The sequence below is a fragment of the Mycoplana sp. MJR14 genome, from assembly GCF_029210525.1.
Lineage (GTDB): Bacteria > Pseudomonadota > Alphaproteobacteria > Rhizobiales > Rhizobiaceae > Mycoplana.
The window spans coordinates 149,377-165,287 of sequence record NZ_JARGEO010000001.1 but is presented as its reverse complement, the minus strand read 5'-3'; the positions used below and the strand labels follow the sequence as shown (position 1 = coordinate 165,287).

12 protein-coding genes are annotated in these 15,911 nt (G+C 67.4%); 6 read left to right on the top strand and 6 right to left on the bottom strand.

What is annotated here, in order from left to right:
* Nucleotides 1–113 precede the first annotated feature (113 nt).
* On the bottom strand, nucleotides 114–1,910 hold the full coding sequence (locus tag P0086_RS00800) for an acyl-CoA dehydrogenase C-terminal domain-containing protein (protein ID WP_275782082.1): 1,797 nt from the start codon (nucleotides 1,908–1,910) through the stop codon (nucleotides 114–116).
* A 516-nt stretch (nucleotides 1,911–2,426) separates the two neighbouring features.
* Between P0086_RS00800 and P0086_RS00795 the strand changes: the two genes are divergently transcribed.
* The 3 genes from P0086_RS00795 (at nucleotide 2,427) to P0086_RS00785 (ending at nucleotide 8,351) form a co-directional block, all read left to right on the top strand.
* Complete coding sequence (locus P0086_RS00795) at nucleotides 2,427–6,239, top strand: peptidoglycan-binding protein (protein WP_275782081.1); 3,813 nt, start codon at nucleotides 2,427–2,429, stop codon at nucleotides 6,237–6,239.
* Between the two features lie 391 nt (nucleotides 6,240–6,630).
* The gene (locus P0086_RS00790; RefSeq protein ID WP_112596133.1) at nucleotides 6,631–7,557 is read left to right on the top strand and encodes a sulfite exporter TauE/SafE family protein; all 927 of its coding nucleotides are present in this window, start codon (nucleotides 6,631–6,633) and stop codon (nucleotides 7,555–7,557) included.
* Nucleotides 7,554–8,351 carry a TIGR02186 family protein gene (locus tag P0086_RS00785; RefSeq protein ID WP_275782080.1) on the top strand — a complete coding sequence of 266 codons (798 nt, stop codon included), beginning with the start codon at nucleotides 7,554–7,556 and terminating at the stop codon, nucleotides 8,349–8,351. Before P0086_RS00790 ends, P0086_RS00785 begins: the two co-directional genes overlap by 4 nt.
* A 26-nt stretch (nucleotides 8,352–8,377) precedes the next feature.
* Here the strand turns inward: P0086_RS00785 and P0086_RS00780 are convergent, their stop codons facing one another.
* The gene (locus P0086_RS00780) at nucleotides 8,378–8,884 is read right to left on the bottom strand and encodes a helix-turn-helix domain-containing protein (protein ID WP_112612261.1); all 507 of its coding nucleotides are present in this window, start codon (nucleotides 8,882–8,884) and stop codon (nucleotides 8,378–8,380) included.
* 100 nt (nucleotides 8,885–8,984) lie between these two features.
* Here P0086_RS00780 and P0086_RS00775 point away from each other — a divergent pair, with 100 nt between their 5' ends.
* Nucleotides 8,985–9,542, top strand: coding sequence for a dihydrofolate reductase family protein (locus P0086_RS00775; protein WP_275782079.1), 558 nt, complete (start codon nucleotides 8,985–8,987; stop codon nucleotides 9,540–9,542).
* Between the two features lie 9 nt (nucleotides 9,543–9,551).
* Here P0086_RS00775 and pdeM read toward each other — a convergent pair whose 3' ends face one another.
* Nucleotides 9,552–10,277, bottom strand: a complete 726-nt coding sequence (pdeM, locus tag P0086_RS00770) for a ligase-associated DNA damage response endonuclease PdeM (protein ID WP_275782078.1) — start codon at nucleotides 10,275–10,277, stop codon at nucleotides 9,552–9,554.
* Between the two features lie 13 nt (nucleotides 10,278–10,290).
* On the bottom strand, nucleotides 10,291–12,870 hold the full coding sequence (locus P0086_RS00765) for a ligase-associated DNA damage response DEXH box helicase (protein WP_275782077.1): 2,580 nt from the start codon (nucleotides 12,868–12,870) through the stop codon (nucleotides 10,291–10,293).
* 173 nt (nucleotides 12,871–13,043) lie between these two features.
* Between P0086_RS00765 and P0086_RS00760 the strand changes: the two genes are divergently transcribed.
* Complete coding sequence (locus P0086_RS00760) at nucleotides 13,044–13,544, top strand: Rrf2 family transcriptional regulator (RefSeq protein ID WP_112596151.1); 501 nt, start codon at nucleotides 13,044–13,046, stop codon at nucleotides 13,542–13,544.
* Nucleotides 13,545–13,575: 31 nt separating this feature from the next.
* A complete protein-coding gene (locus P0086_RS00755; RefSeq protein ID WP_112609236.1) occupies nucleotides 13,576–14,037 on the top strand; it encodes a carboxymuconolactone decarboxylase family protein in 462 nt (153 codons plus the stop codon).
* Between the two features lie 54 nt (nucleotides 14,038–14,091).
* Here P0086_RS00755 and P0086_RS00750 read toward each other — a convergent pair whose 3' ends face one another.
* Nucleotides 14,092–14,727, bottom strand: coding sequence for a YitT family protein (locus tag P0086_RS00750; protein ID WP_275782076.1), 636 nt, complete (start codon nucleotides 14,725–14,727; stop codon nucleotides 14,092–14,094).
* 117 nt (nucleotides 14,728–14,844) lie between these two features.
* A complete protein-coding gene (locus P0086_RS00745; RefSeq protein ID WP_275782075.1) occupies nucleotides 14,845–15,789 on the bottom strand; it encodes a methyltransferase in 945 nt (314 codons plus the stop codon).
* Nucleotides 15,790–15,911: the final 122 nt, after the last annotated feature.

Sequence of the window (15,911 nt, the reverse complement as noted above, 5' to 3'; positions counted from 1 at the left end):
CCCCGCAAGCGGGGCGAAGGGACGATGCCGCGGCGACTGTACTCCCTCTGCCCGCTTGCGGGGAGAGGGTAGGGGTGAGGGGCCATGTGCGACGTGCAAGACGCGGACCGCTCTCAGAACGCATCCGCCGCCATCGCCATCATCGTCTCCGCGCCGCTCTCGATCCGTGCCTTGCGCAGCGCCGTCTCCGGCATGATCCGCTCCATGAAGAAGCGGCCGGTGATCAGCTTGTTGCGCAGGAACGGCTCGCGCTCGCCGGCTCCGGCCGCGAGCCCGGCCTGGGCGGCCTTGGCCATGCGGGCCCACATGTAGCCGACCACGACGAGGCCGAAGAGGTGCATGTAGTCGGTCGACCCGGCGCCGGCATTGTCGGGCTTGGCCATGGCGTGCTGCATGAACCACATGGTGGCGGCCTGCAGGTCGTTCAGCCCCTTCTTCAGGTGCTTGGTGAAGAAGGACAGGCTCTCGTCGCCGCGGTTGTCCTCGCAGAAGTCGCCGATCTCCTTGAACAGCGCCATCACCGCGCGACCGCCGTTCATGCCGAGCTTGCGCCCGACCAGATCGAGCGCCTGGATGCCGTTGGCGCCCTCGTAGATCATGGCGATGCGGGCATCGCGCACGAACTGGCTCATGCCGTGCTCCTCGATATAGCCGTGCCCGCCATAGACCTGCTGCGCCATCACCGCATGGTCGAAGCCCTTGTCGGTCAGCACGCCCTTCAGGATGGGTGTCGCCAGCCCCAGGAGGTCGTCGGCCGTCTGCCGCTCCTTCTCGTCGGATGCGCGGTGGGCGATGTCGGACTGCAGGGCCGTCCAGAGCAGGAAGGCGCGCCCGCCCTCATTCCAGGCCTTGATCGTCAGCAGCGCCCGGCGGATGTCGGGATGGACGATGATCGGGTCGGCGCGCTGGTCGGGCGCCTTCGGCCCGGAGAGCGAGCGGCCCTGGATGCGTTCGCGGGCATAGTGTGCGGCGTTCTGGTAGGCCGCTTCGGCGACCGCGAGCCCCTGCAGGCCGACGCCCAGCCGCGCCTCGTTCATCATCACGAACATGGCGTTGAGGCCCTTGTTCTCCGCACCGATGAGAAAGCCGGTCGCCTCGTCGTAGTTCATCACGCAGGTGGCGTTGCCGTGGATGCCCATCTTGTGCTCGATCGCACCGCAAGACACGCCGTTGCGCTTGTCTGGCTCGCCATCGGCGCCCGGCAGGAATTTCGGCACGATGAAGAGCGAGATGCCCTTGGTGCCTTCCGGCGCGCCCTCGATGCGGGCCAGCACCAGGTGGACGATGTTCTCGGCCATGTCGTGTTCGCCGGCCGAGATGAAGATCTTCTGGCCCGAGATCCTGTAGGAGCCGTCCTTCTGCGGCACCGCCTTCGTCCGCAGCAGGCCGAGGTCGGTCCCGCAATGCGGCTCCGTCAGGTTCATCGTTCCGGTCCAGGTGCCGTCCACCATTTTCGGCAGGTACTCGCGCTTCTGCGCATCCGAGCCGTGCACCAGGATCGCCGCGATCGCGCCCTGGGTCAGGCCCGGATACATCATCAGCGACATGTTGGCAGACGACATGTATTCGCCGACGGCGGTGTGCAGCACGTAGGGCAGCCCCTGTCCGCCGAACGCCTCCGGCACCGCCAGGCCCAACCAGCCGCCTTCGCGGTAGAGGTTGAACGCCTCCTTGAAACCTTTCGGCACGCGGACCGAGCCGTCCTCGCCGCGCGTGCAGCCTTCCTGGTCGCCGGAAAGATTGACGGGGAAGAGCACCTCCTCCGAGAGCCTTGCCGCCTCGCCCGCGATCGCCTCGACCATGTCCGCCGTGGCATCGGCAAAGCCCGGCAGGTTGTTGTAGCGTTCCAGTCCGAGCACGTCGTTCAGCACGAACATGGTTTCGTTCACGGGGGCCTTGTAGATGGGCATAGTCTCGAGTTCCTCGCCTTCTCGATGGGACGACCGTCCAGTCAGTGGCCGTGATACTAGAAAACTTTGACGTTTGCGTAAACGTCAAAAAGCATTTCCGCGCGATTTTCCGCAGGCGGACGCCGATCGATCATACAGGTGGGGGCGGGCGGCGGAAAACCGGCCGCCCGTTGCGGGGTCCGGGTGCGTCAGCCTCGCGCCGCTTTGCCGCTGTATGAGCAAATCGTTAAAAAAGTTCGGCGCGGTTAACGGCTTGTTTACCATGTTACGTGAATTGTGGCGCCTGAGGGCAGTCCACGAAATAGTCTGATCGTTCCACTTTTCGCCTGCCAATCGTTTCGTCAGGGCCGGAGGAGATGCGCCGCATCGGTGTGTTCCCGGTCTGCACGTGACCACCGAACATGCCGGCGCGCGTCTTGCCGGCTCAATGCAGCAACAGGACGCCACGCCGCATGAGCGGCAGGCGTAGTGCGGGTTCTCCGGCGAGCCGACGGGCTCCCAAGCGAGGCGAAGAACATGAGCGGATCGCGAGAAAATCCTCCACGTTTTGGCGACAGGTCGTCGTTCGATGCACTCAACCGCACGATCGAGGGTCTCGAGGCCCGGATAGAGGGCCTGATGGGCAGCCGCGAACGCGGCCGCGACGGCACCTACGGGCGCGCCGAACCGCCGCGCTCCGAGCCGGCCCGCACCGGCGGCCTGCGCGACGACCCGGTCGGCGAGATCATGCAGCGCCAGCGGGCCATCGACAGCGTACGCGAACGCGCCGCAATCCGTGGCGAACGGCGCCCGCACGGCTTCGACCAGCCCGTCGCCGCTCAGCAGTCCGCCGCGCGCGGCACCCCCGATCATGCCGGAGCGGATTTTGCCGCCCGGGAGATCGCCCAGGCGCTCGTCGGCCTGCGTCAGGATCTCAAGCGCGACATCGCCGAAGGTCTCGGCCGGGAGATGGACGTGCTGCGCAGCGAGATGCGGGCCATCCGCCAGGCTGCGGAGGTCCGTGGCCACGACGACGACATCCGCGCCGACCTGCAGCGGCTGGCTCAAGGCATCAGCCAGCTCGGCCACCAGTCGGGCCGCCCGGAGACCGACAGCCTCCGGGTCGAGTTCGACGAACTGCGCTCGGTCCTCGACGGTCTTGCCCGCGAGGATTCGGTGCGCCGCATGGAAACCCGCTGGAGCGGCGTGGAGGAAAAGCTCGTCGCCGCCGACCAGAGCCGCGACGATGAACTGCTCGCCCTCGCCTATCGCCTGGACGAGCTGAAGGCGCAGATCCAGTCGGCGAGCCCGACGCCGGCGCTGCGCGACCTGGAAGACAAGCTGCATGCGATGGGCCAGGCCGTGGAAGCGCTCGGCCGCAGCGTCATGCCCGACGATCGCCGCCTCGCCGGCCAGTTCGAGGGCCTCGACCTGCGCCTCGACGAGATCAGCCGCGCGATCGCCGCAGGCGCCCGCAGCCAGGGATCCGCCGCCGATGCCGCCATGCTCCAGCGCCTGGAAGGCCGCATCGCCGATCTCGCCGGCCAGATCGACGCGATCTCGCACCGGCCGTCTCCCGAGCAGGGGCTCGGCCAGCGGCTCGAAATGCTCGCCTACCGCATCGAGGAGATGGCCAATGAGAAGGCGGCCGTCCGTCTCGAAGAGCGCCTCGACCAGTTGTCTTCCATGATCGAGCGGAGCCAGCGCGCGCCTGCCGCGGGCGCCGACCTGGCGAACTATCTCACCGACATTTCCCGCAAGATCGACGCCCTCGACCAGGGCGCCGTCAACGACGTGCTGGCCGAGCGCCTCGACCTGCTCGCCCGTCGCATCGAAGATCTGGACGTGCCGTCCGCAGCCCCGATGTCCGGCGAGCGCTTCTCCTCCATAGAGGGCCGGCTGCAGGCGATCGCCGACCGGCTCGACCGGACCAGTGCCGCGCCGGCGGGCGACAGCGCCGCCCTGCAGAGCCTCGAGGCCCAGATCGCCCATCTGTCGACCCTGATCAGTGCGCCGCAGGCGGCATCCGCCGCCGCCCTTCCCGCCGACTTCGACAGTCGCATGGCAACGATCGAAGACTACATGGCGACGAACGACGAATACATCATCGAGGCGGCCCGCCAGGCCGCGGAAGCGGTGATGCAGGCCTATCAGCGGGCCGAGACCGGCGGCGCATCCTCCTCCGACATGGCGGCGATCTCCGCCCTTGCCGAGGATCTGCGCACGCTGGAGGACATGATGCGGTCCAGCGAGGAGCGCACCGCGCGCACCTTCGACGCCCTGCACGACACGCTGGTGCAGATCGCCGGCCGCCTGGAACAGCTGGATGCGCCGCGGGACGGTTACCGTTCCGAAGAGCGGCAGGCATCGCCGGCGATGCCGCGCACGGCCGAGGTGGCCCTCCACGACGACGAGTATCCCTTCGTCGACGACGGCTTCGATGCCGGTGCGGCCGACTATCCGCAGCGCCCGGTCGAGGCGGATGCCGAGGCATCGGCCTTTGAAGACGAGGCCACGGCCGAAGGCGAGGGAGAATCGCCGCTCGTCGTCGCGGAAGCCGCCGGAACCGCAACCGTCGAGAAGAAGGCCAAGGGCGGGCTGATCTCGGGGCTCGCGCGCCGGTTCGCGCCGGCCCGGAAGGAAGCGCCGGCCCCCGTCGAGCGCCAGCACATCGATCCGGCGCCGTCGCTCGATCCGGGCGACGAGATCGCGCCCGAAGTGGCCAACCAGCTGCTCGAGCCGGGCTCCGGCGCCCCCGACGTGCGCAAGATCCTGGAACGGGTCCGGGCCAGCCAGGCCGCCGACGGCCGCGGCAAGCCGAGCGATGCCGGCAAGTCCGACTTCATCGCCGCCGCCCGCCGCGCCGCACGCATGGCGGCGGAGGAGACCGACACGCTCGCCCGCCTCGCCCCCGAGAAGAAGGCGACCGGCTCGGGCGCCGCCGCCTCGACGTTCGGCCGCCACCGCCGGCCGATCCTGATGGCCGTCGGCGCGATCCTCCTGGCCATCATGTCCTATCCGCTCGTTAACACGCTCGTGCGCGGCGACAAGGCGCCTTCGACCGCTCCCGTCGAGCAGGCCGGCATGGCAGCGCCGGCCACCGCGGCGCCGGCGCCGAGCGATGCCGTCGCACCGCAGGCCGCCCCTTCGGCACCCGCTGCCGCCACTGATGCCCCGGCCCGGACCGCCCAGGTCGAGGTGATCGAAGGCGACGAACCCTTGCCCGATGGGGTCACGGCACCCGCCGACGATATTCCCGCGCCGACCGTCGAGGACACCGGGCTCGATACCGGCGAGCCCGCTCTCGCCGTGACCGGTGCGGAGCAGATGACGCGCCCGGCCGATGCCGCGGCGGAGACCGGCGGCTTCGAGCCGATCGTGACGAACGAATCCGCCGAGGGCGCCAAGGACGTTCCGGTGACAGACGGCGGCACGACGGAATCGGTCGTCGGCGCCGGCGATCCCGGTCAGGACGTCACCGAGGCGATCGCCGTGCCGGCTGCGATCGAGCCGCCGTCGCTGACCAAGTCCGCAGGCGAGGGCGACCGCCTGGCGCTGTTCGAACTCGGCGCGCGCTTCACCGACGGCCGCGGCGTCGCGGTCGACATGACGGAAGCGGCGAAATGGTACCGGATGTCGGCCGACCGGGGCTTTGCGCCGGCGCAGTATCGTCTCGGCAGCCTCTACGAAAAGGGACAGGGCGTCGAGCGCGACCTCGACAAGGCGCGCGCGCTCTACGAGCAGGCCGCCAGGCAGGGCAATGCCAACGCCAGCCACAATCTCGCGGTCCTGCTTGCCACCGGCGGCGGCAAGGCGCCGGACTTTGCGGCCGCGGCCGAATGGTTCAAGAAGGCAGCCGAGCTCGGTGTCCGCGACAGCCAGTTCAATCTCGCCATTCTCTATGCCCGCGGCAACGGCGTGAAGCAGGACCTCGAAGAGTCCTACAAGTGGTTTGCGATCGCCGCCCGTGACGGCGACCGCGACGCGGCCGAGAAGCGCGACGAAGTCGCCAACGCCATGAAGCCGGAGCAGTTGGCCAGCGCCAAGGCGAAGCTCGAGCTGTGGAAGCCGCAGCCGCTCGACGACAAGGCGAACTCGACCGACCTGCCGGACGAATGGGTCGGCAAGGGCACGAAGACCGCCTCGGTCGACATGAAGAAGGCGATCCGCAACATCCAGGCGATCCTCAACAACAACGGCTTCAACGCCGGCAACCCGGACGGCGCGATGGGGCCGAAGACCGTCGAGGCGATCAAGGCCTTCCAGAAGTCCATCGGCCAGGCGGAGACCGGCAAGATCGACGACAAGCTGATCAACGAGTTGCTGAAGCGCAACAAGGGGCAGGGATGATCCCCGCCCGGCTTCGCCACGCCGCATAAAGCCCGAGCCAGAACCGTTCAGCTGTTGACGGGGCGCAACGCTTGAGGGCAAGACGGACCTTGAAAAAACCACAAGCCGCTCAGAATGATACGGGGCGGCGGGTCGGGCCGATCCAGGTTTGATCGGTCTGTCCGGCCCGATATTTTGGCGGTGTCCGCGGTCTTCCTGCGACCGTACGGGCTCACGCCGATGACGTGCTGAGGGACTGTCGAACGGGCATGCGATCCGCCTGCCTGGCGCTTACCCGTATGCCGAGCCTGAAGTGCCGGATCCGGCCAACCCGGGTCCGGGCGAGAGTTTGCTGAGAGGCGGCGACAGGGGCGCCGCGGATTCCGGGCCCGTGGCCCATCGGGGTAATGCCGTGACAGTGTATCTGCCGATCGCCGAGATTTCGGTGAACATCTTCATCATCCTGGGGATGGGCGCGGCCGTCGGCTTTCTGTCAGGCATGTTCGGGGTCGGCGGCGGCTTCCTCATCACCCCGCTCCTGATCTTCTACAACATCCCGCCGATCGTTGCCGTGGCGACGGGTGCCAACCAGGTCGTCGCCTCGTCGATTTCCGGCGCCATCACCCATTTCCGCCGCGGCTCGCTCGACATCAAGCTGGGGACGGTCCTCCTCATCGGCGGTCTGCTCGGGGCCTCGGCCGGCATATGGCTGTTCGCGCTGCTGCGCCGCGTCGGCCAGCTCGATCTCGTCATCTCGCTGCTCTATGTGATCCTGCTCGGCGTCGTCGGCGTGCTGATGCTGTTCGAAAGCGTCAAGGCGCTCAGGCGCGCGGCCAACAACCAGCCGGTCAGCCTGCGCAAGCCCGGCCACCACAACTGGGTGCACGGGCTGCCGCTGAAGATGCGGTTCAAGAAGTCCAAGATCTATCTGAGCGTCATTCCGGTCGTCGTGCTCGGCTTCTCGATCGGCATCCTGACCTCGATCATGGGCGTCGGCGGCGGCTTCATCATGGTGCCGGCGATGATCTACCTGCTGCGCATCCCGACCAACGTCGTCGTCGGAACCTCGCTGTTCCAGATCATCTTCGTCACCGCCTACACCACCGTCATGCAGGCGACGACCAACAATTCCGTCGACATCGTGCTGGCCTTCATCCTCATGGTGGCCGGCGTCATCGGCGCCCAGTACGGCGTGCGCGTCGGCCAGCGCCTGCGCGGCGAACAGCTCCGCGCGCTGCTGGCGCTGCTCGTGCTCGCAGTCGGCATGCGCCTTGCGGTGGACCTGGTGCTGACGCCCGACGAGGTCTACTCGATCGTCAGCGAGGGGGTACGGCGATGAGAGCCGTCCTGCATACGATCCTCGCCGCTTGCGTCCTGGCAACTGCTGCGCCGGTAGCGGCCCAGGAGGACCGGCGGCCCGAGATCAGCGAGCGGCTCGAGATCGGCATGTCCACCGACGAGATCGCCATCGCCTCCGATTTTCGCGGCGCCGACCTGACCATCTTCGGTGCCATCGAGGGCTACGATCCGAACCTGCTGGCTCAGGGCAAGTATGACGTGGTGGTGGCGCTGGAAGGGCCGAAGGACAACCAGACCGTCCGGCGCAAGGAGCGCGTGCTCGGCATCTGGGTCAACCGCCGTTCCATGACCTTCGAGCTCGCCCCGGAGTCCTATTCGCTGTCGAGCACGCGCGACGTCGAGGACATCGCCCCCGCGGCCGTCCTCAATAGCATCGGCGTCGGCCTGCAGCACATCCGGCTCGATCCCATCGGCTTCTTCGGCGACGGCAGCAACATCTCCGAGTTTCGCGAGGCCTTCCGCCGGCTGAAGGAAACCGGCGGCTACTATCAGCGGGATCCGGGCGGGGTGCAGTTCATCAGCGCCAGCCTGTTCAAGGCGACCGTGAAACTGCCGGCAAATGTTCCGAACGGCACCCATGTCGTGCGCGCCCAGCTCTTCCGCGACGGCGTCTTCATCAGCGAGAAGGCGATGCCGCTGCGGGTGGTCAAGACCGGTCTGGAGCAGATGATCTCGAACGCGGCCTTCAACAATCCGGTCTCCTACGGCATCCTTTCCGTCATCCTGGCCGTCCTCACCGGCTGGATCGCGAGCGTAGTCTTCCGCAAGGACTGAACACCGGGCCTTGCCGGCGCTGTCACCTATGCCGGCTGTCTCGCCTGCTGGCGCGCCAGCACGGCCTCATAGGCGGCCCGGAGTTCGCCGAAGACGGAGCGGGCCGGCCGTGGCGCGCCGAGATGGATGGCGCGCAGTTCCGCCATGAAGGCCTCCCACAGCGCCGGCCCGCCCTCTTCGAGCAGTTCGGCGCGGATGCTCAATTCCTCGCTCACCGGCAGGTGGCGCCGGCCCCAGGCGCCCATGTGGGCGAACAGCGGCACCAGCCCGATCGCCATGTCCGTCAGGCTGTAGACCGCCTTCTGCTTGTGGCTGGGGTCGTCCGCCCGCGTGATCAGCCCCTTTTCCAGGAGCCGCTTCAGCCTGTCGGCCAGGATGTTGGAGGCGATGCCTTCCTCGGACTGCGTCAGGAGCTCGCGGAAATGACGGCGATTGCCGAACATCATGTCGCGGATGATGATCAGGCTCCAGCGGTCGCCGAGAATTTCGAGCGTCAGGTTGATCGGGCAGCCCGAGCGGTGGTCTTCCTTCATCGCGGTCTCCGGAGAATCTGCTTGCATTTTGCCATCGGTTCTCATAGCCTTCAACCGCTTTCATTATGCAACTGGTTTGGCAAAGCATCGGGAGGATGAAATGAGCAAGGTGATCGTCTGGAATCTCGTCACCCTCGACGGCTTTTTCGAAGGGACGCAAAAGTGGGATCTCGCGTTTCACGGCGACGCCTGGGGCGAGGATCTGGAGCGGATGAGCGAGGCCTTCGGCGACCGCGCGAGGATGCTCGTCTTCGGCCGTGTGACCTACGAGGGCATGAAGGCCTACTGGACGACCGCCGAGGGCGAGACCGTGGTCAAGGGTTTCATGAACGCGCTTCCGAAGCTGGTCGCCTCGCGCACGCTTCGGAGCTCGGACTGGAACAACACGCAGGTGACGGCCGATATCGCCGGCGAACTGCGCCGGCTGAAGCAGGAGCCGGGCAAGGACATCTTCGTCTTCGGCAGCGCCGAGCTCACGGATTCGCTGCTGAGGGAGGGGCTGGTCGACGAGGTGATGCTCGGTCTCGTGCCGACCCGGCTCGGCCAGGGCACGCCTTTCTTCAAGGACAGCGCCGCACAGCAGCGCTTCGAACTGCTCGAGGCGCGGCCGCTTTCGAACGGTACGGTCATCCTGCGCTACGCGCCCAGGGCCGCCTGATCCGCCCGGTCAGGCCAGAAGGTTGGCGAAACGCACCGAATAGACCCGGTCGCGGCCGAGCAGGTGGGCGACGAGGGTCTCGCGCTCGAACAGACCCGCCATCGCGCGGTGGCGCAGGTCCAGCCCGCCGGTCGTGACGCCGAAGGCCGGCATCAGGAGGCGTCTGCCGTCGGTGGCAAAGCAGGGCCGGCGCACGGATTTGTCCCGCCGCCGCACCGTCGCCGACGGGTGCAGGTGTCCGGCGATCTCGCCCGGCGCCGCCTTCGCCGAAGGCTCGTGGCGGAAGGCGAGCCCGCCATAGTGCAATTCGTCGGCGGACTGGCCGGGCAGGCCGACGGTGCCGTCCGGATCATGATTGCCGTTGATCCAGATCCAGTCGCGACCGCGCGCCATCTGCTCGATCCGGGCGCGGAAACTCTCCGGCAGATGCGCCGAGCCGACACGGTCGTGGAAGTTGTCGCCGAGGCTGACGACGATGGCCGGGTCGTGCCGGGCGATCACCGCCTCGAGGATCTTCAGCGTCGCCAGCGTGTCGTAGGGCGGCAGCAGCATGCCCCGCCTGGCAAAGGCCGCCCCCTTCTCCAGGTGCAGGTCGGAGACGACGAGGAGCCGCATGGCCGGCAGGTAGAGCGCGCCGAACGGATCGCACACGGCCTCGACGCCGGCGATGACCGTCCGGGCCGACAGCGCGCCGAAATCCTCGATCTCCATCGCGGCGAGCGCGAGCCTGTTCATCGACACTCCATTCTCATTCCTGGTCGCGGCCGTCGATCGCGCGGCGGCCGGCTTCGGCCTCGCGCATCGCCGCCTCGCCCATGGCCTCGGCGATCAGGTCTTCCGCCGCTTCGGCCAGGACCTGGTCGTGCGCCTCGCCCGAGACCGGTTCCTTGCCGATCTCCAGCATCACCGGCACGGCGAGCGGCGAGATCCGGTCGAGCGCGCGGTGGGTGATATGGCCCCTGATTCGTTCCAGCATAGCGCCGAGCCGGGCGATGTCCAAAAGTCCGGCCGCCGCATCCTCCCGCGTCGCCTGCAGGAGGATATGATCCGGTTCGTGGCTGCGCAGCACGTCGTAGATCAGGTCGGCCGACACCGTCACCTGCCGCCCGGTCTTCTCGCGGCCCGGATGGCGCTGGTCGATAAGCCCGGCGATCACGGCGCAATTGCGGAAGGTGCGCTTCAGCATCCAGCTTTCGTCCAGCCAGGCCTCCAGGTCGTCCCCGAGCATGTCCTCGTCGAAGAGGTCGGAAAGCGACGGGCGCCCTCGTTTGAATGCCGCGCCGAGGTCGTCCAGCGCCCAGACGGCCAGCGAGTAGTCTGTCGCCACGAAGCCGAGCGGCTTCAGGCCCGCCCGCTCCAGCCGTCGGGTCAGCAGCATGCCGAGCGTCTGGTGCGCCAGCCGCCCCTCGAAGGCATAGGCGACCATGTAGTGCCGGCTGCCGCGCGGGAAGGACTCGATCAGAAGTTCGTCGCGCTTCGGCAGCGTCGAGACGTCGTGCTGGATCGACAGCCAGTCGCGCACCTGCGGCGGCAGCGCCCGCCAGCGCTCCGGATCGGCCAGCATCGCCCGCACCTGATCGGCGAGGTAGGTCGACAGGGGAAACTTGCCGCCGGCATAGGTCGGCACCTTGGGATCCATCGAAAACGCCTGGCTGACGAGACATTCGTTCTCACGGATGCCTTCGAACCGCAGCACCTTGCCGGCAAAGAGAAACGTGTCGCCCTGCGTCATCGTCTCCAGGAAATATTCCTCGACCTTGCCGAGCGTCGCCCCGCCGCGGCCGAGCGAGCCGCGCGCATTGCGCTTGACGAGGCGCAGGTTCAGCATCGGCATCTCGACGATCGTGCCGAGGTTCATCCGGTATTGCTGGGCGACCTGCGGATTGGACACGCGCCACAGCCCGTCCTTCGTCTTGCGGATCTTGGCGTAGCGCTCGTAGGTGCGCAGCGCATAGCCGCCGGTGGCGACGAAATCGACGACGCGGGAAAAGGTCTGGCGCGACAGGCGCGCATAGGGCGCTGCCGACGTGATCTCGGCAAACAGCGCGTCCTCGTCGAACGGGTGCGCGCAGGCCATGCCGAGCACATGCTGGGCCAGCACGTCGAGCGCGCCGTCCGTCATCGGCGGCGTATCCTGCGCGCCGACATAGTTGGCGTCGAGGGCCGCCTGGCATTCCATCACCTCGAAGCGGTTGGCCGGCACCAGGATCGCCCGGCTGGGCTCGTCCATGCGGTGGTTGGCGCGGCCGATGCGCTGGGCGAGCCGCGAGGCGCCCTTCGGCGCACCGACATGGATGACGAGATCGACGTCGCCCCAGTCGATGCCGAGGTCGAGCGTCGAGGTGGCGACGACCGCGCGCAGCCGGTTCTGCGCCATCGCGGCCTCCACCTTGCGGCGCTGGGCGACGTCGAGCGAACCGTGGTGCAGCGCGATCGGCAGCGTCTCCTCGTTGATGTTCCAGAGCTCCTGGAAGAGCATCTCCGCCTGGCTGCGGGTGTTGACGAAGAGAAGGGCGGTGCGGTGTTCGCGGATCGCCTGGTAGACCTCCGGCATGGCGTAGCGTGCCGAATGCCCGGACCAGGGGATGCGGTCCTCGCTCTTCAGGATGGTGATGATCGGCCGCGCCCCTTCGGGCCCGAGCACCAGGCCCGCATGATGGTCCGTGCCCGGCACCTGTGCGACCAGCCATCGCCGCAGGTCCATCGGTTCGGCCACCGTCGCCGACAGCCCGATGGTGCGCAGGCCCGGTGCAAGCCTTCGCAGCCGCGCCAGCCCGAGCGAGAGCAGATGGCCGCGTTTGGAGGTGACGAGCGAGTGCAACTCGTCGAAGACGACGAACTTCAGGTCCTTGAAGAAGCGCTCCGCCTCGCCGTTGGCGATCAGCAGCGCCACTTGTTCCGGCGTGGTCAGCAGGATGTCGGGCGGATTGAGCTTCTGGCGCTGGCGCTTGGATTGCGGCGTGTCGCCCGTGCGCGTCTCGATCGTGACCTGCAGGCCCATCTCCTGCACGGGCACCGTCAGGTTGCGTTCGATGTCGACCGCGAGCGCCTTGAGCGGCGAGATGTAGAGCGTGTGGACACCGGTGAAGCCCGATCCCGGCGGGATCCGCCCGCGGGCGAAAAGATCGGTCAATGACGGCAGGAAGCCGGCCAGCGTCTTGCCGGCGCCGGTCGGCGCGATCAGGAGCAGGCTCTCGCCGGAGCGCGACCGGGCGAGCAGTTCCAGTTGATGCGCACGGGGCGCCCAGCCCCGCGCCGAAAACCAGGCGGCAAAGGGGCGGGGGAGGAGGGCATCTTGCCCCGGATCGGTGGAATCCGTCGCGCTCACGGCGCGAAGCTAACCCATATCACCGGCGGACGAAATCGATTTTCGCGTCGCAAGTGGCGCAGATTCAAGATGTTACGGCGATCCGGATCACAGCGCGTGCGACGCCTCCGAAGAATCGCTTGACGTGAAGGCTAATCATGGATAAAAAATATCCACGATTTAGGAGAGGCACCGTGAAGCTGAGCGAAGGCGTTGAACAGGCAATCCACAGCGTGGGGATGCTCGCAGGACTTTCCAGCGAGGGTGTGCTGTCGGCGGCGGCGCTTGCGGAATTCCACGGCGTCTCGACCAGCTATCTCCTGAAGCATCTGCAGGCGCTTTCCGGTGCCGGAATCCTGCAGACCGTTCCCGGACCGCGCGGCGGCTATCGGCTGGCGCGCAGGACCGACGAGATCACGCTTCTCGACATCGTTCTTGCGGTCGAAGGCCCCGAGCCGGCGTTCCGCTGCAAGGAGATCCGCCAGCGCGGCCCGAACCCGCTGCCGCAAACGGCCTTCACGCGCCCGTGCGGGATCAATGCGGCGATGCTGCGGGCCGAGAGGGCCTATCGCGCCGAACTGGCCAAGACCAGCATCGCCGACATCCTCGGCGGTCTGGCACAGGAAGACAGGGATGGCGCGATCGCAGCCCGCGGCTGCGCCTTCCTCGAGCACAACGAACGCAGACCCCACTGAAGTCACCAAACCGACCCCGAAAGGAAAGACCATGCAGCCGCGTTTCAACTTCTTCAAGGCCTCCCCGGACTCCTACAAGGCTGTCGTGGCGCTGGAGGAATTCGTGCAGAATTCGGGCCTCGAGCGTCGCTTCATCCATCTGATCAAGCTGCGCGCCTCGATCATCAACGGCTGCGCCTTCTGCGTCGACATGCATGTGAAGGAATCCCGCCATGACGGGCTTTCCGAGCAGTGGATCAACCTGATGTCGGTATGGCGGGAATCGCCGGTCTACGACGCCCGTGAACGGGCCCTGCTCGGCTGGGTGGACGCCGTCACGAACATCGCCCAGACCGGCGCACCGGACGCGGCCTACGAGGAACTGAAGGCACACTTCTCCGAAGAGGAGATGACCAAGATCACGGTGGCGATCGGCACCATCAACATCTGGAATCGCCTGGCCGTCGGCTTCCGCTCCCTGCATCCGCTCGACAAGCCCGCCCAGGCGGCCTGAGACGGACGACTGCTGTAGTTGCCAGCAAGGGGCGGCGGAAACGCCGCCCTTTCGCTATACGGCCACGTATCGGTCGGAGCGGTGGTTGATCGTCAGAAACAGGTTCAGCACCACAGCGCCGATCACCGAGCAGAGCACGATGAAGGGAGCGGCGACCGCGAAGGCGGCGGCCAGCACCACCATGTCGAAGGCCAGTTGCACCAGCCCGGCCCGCCAGCCGAACCGGTCCTGCAAATAGACCGCGAGAATGCCGAGCCCGCCGAGGCTCGCGCGGTGGCGGTAGAGCGCCAGCAGGCCGAAGCCGAGCAGGATGCCGGCGAGCAGCGCCGTCCAGACGGGATCGTGCGTCTCGATCTTCAGGTAGCGCGGCTGGATCTCCGTGATCAGCGACGTCAGGCCGACCGCGATGAAGGTCTTGAAGGTGAAGGCCTTGCCGAGCCGGCTCAGCGACAGCGCGTAGAAGGGCAGGTTCAGCACCGTGTAGAAGAAGCCGAAGCCGTAGCCGGTCAGGTACTGCAAGATGAAGGCCACGCCGGCGATCCCGCTCGTGACCAGTCCGGCGCTGCCGATCAGCGAGAGCCCGAGGGCGGCGACCATGCTGCCGGTGAAGATGCCCTGGGTATCCTCCAGTGGCGAATGGCGCGTAGGCGCAGGATTCCAGAACCCGAATCGACGCTTGTCGCCGCTCATCGACGTCTCCGCTGCAGAAGGAACCTCGTTCATATATTGCGCTGCAGCAAATGCAAGCGGGTCGGGCGAGGCATCCGGCCCGGCGGCTTCAAGGATCATCGGGACTTTGGTGTAGGCTCAGCCGAGCCGCCGTGCGAGGAACAGCCTGCCGGTCACCGGCGCGCCGGCATCCATGCGGATGACGGTTTGCCGGCTAGTCAGGACGGCGAATCCGGCTTCCGCCGCCCGTTCGCGCACATAGCCCTCGCCGTGGGCGTAGCGCAGCGACGGGCGCAGCACGTAGGTTTCTTCCGTTCCCACATCCTCGACCGAGAAGGCGAAATGCCCGCCGGCCGCGACGAGTTTCGCCGCGATGACGAAGACCGGCGTGAGATCGCCGAGATACATCAGTACGTCGGCCGCGCTGGCGAGATCGGCGCGGCCGGTGGGGCACGCGGCATCGAACACGCCGCAGTCTTCCGGGGAAAGCGACAGATCCGCCTGGGCCAGGCGGTCATAGACTTGCTTCTCGCGTGCCTTCGCCAGCATGTTGGCGGAAAGGTCGAAGCCTTCGAGGAAGCCCGCGCGATCGCGGATGCGCTCGCCGAAGAGCCCGGTTCCGCAACCGAGATCGGTCACGGTCCCGAAACGGCCGGCGCTGACGCCCTCGTCGACCAGGGCGGCGAGCTTCTGCGGCACGCTGTAGTCCAGCCTGTCGACCAGCGCCGTGTCGAAGCGCTGGGCATAGTCGTCGAAGAGTTGCTCGACGTAGCGGCTCGGCGGGCTGACGGGAACCGCGCCCGCGCCGAGGACGGCGAGCCTGAGCGTCGCGCCGAACGGGTCTTCGGGCGCAAGTTCCAGCACCCGGCCGAGCGCCGCTGCAGCCGCCTTGCCGTTTGCCGCCTTCTCTGCGAATTCGGCAAGACGGAACCAGCCCGCGGCCCAGCCCGGGCAAATCTCCAGCGCCTGTTCCATCAGCTCGGCGGCGCCCGAAAAATCGCCACCTTCGGCGAGCATGCGGGCGTAGTCGGCGCGGCGATCGGCGAGCAGGTCGCCGGAGGAATGCTGCGAGGCGATGGTCATGGTTGCGTCTTCTTGCGTGAGGTGGCATCGCTATTCGGCAAGCGCGGCCAAAACGCAAGCAGATTCGGCGAGTGCCGCAGGCCCCGCGGGCGTGCGTTGCGGAATCCGCCGGCACGTCCTAA

Bases quoted from the DNA above. Each gene is read 5' to 3' on its own strand.
- P0086_RS00775 (WP_275782079.1), top strand. From the start codon at position 8,985: ATGAGCAAGGTGATCGTCTGGAATCTCGTCACCCTCGACGGCTTTTTC.
- P0086_RS00745 (WP_275782075.1), bottom strand. From the start codon at position 15,789: ATGACCATCGCCTCGCAGCATTCCTCCGGCGACCTGCTCGCCGATCGC.
- P0086_RS00800 (WP_275782082.1), bottom strand. From the start codon at position 1,910: ATGCCCATCTACAAGGCCCCCGTGAACGAAACCATGTTCGTGCTGAAC.
- P0086_RS00780 (WP_112612261.1), bottom strand. From the start codon at position 8,884: ATGAAGGAAGACCACCGCTCGGGCTGCCCGATCAACCTGACGCTCGAA.
- P0086_RS00755 (WP_112609236.1), top strand. From the start codon at position 13,576: ATGCAGCCGCGTTTCAACTTCTTCAAGGCCTCCCCGGACTCCTACAAG.
- P0086_RS00785 (WP_275782080.1), top strand. From the start codon at position 7,554: ATGAGAGCCGTCCTGCATACGATCCTCGCCGCTTGCGTCCTGGCAACT.
- P0086_RS00750 (WP_275782076.1), bottom strand. From the start codon at position 14,727: ATGAGCGGCGACAAGCGTCGATTCGGGTTCTGGAATCCTGCGCCTACG.
- pdeM (WP_275782078.1), bottom strand. From the start codon at position 10,277: ATGAACAGGCTCGCGCTCGCCGCGATGGAGATCGAGGATTTCGGCGCG.
- P0086_RS00795 (WP_275782081.1), top strand. From the start codon at position 2,427: ATGAGCGGATCGCGAGAAAATCCTCCACGTTTTGGCGACAGGTCGTCG.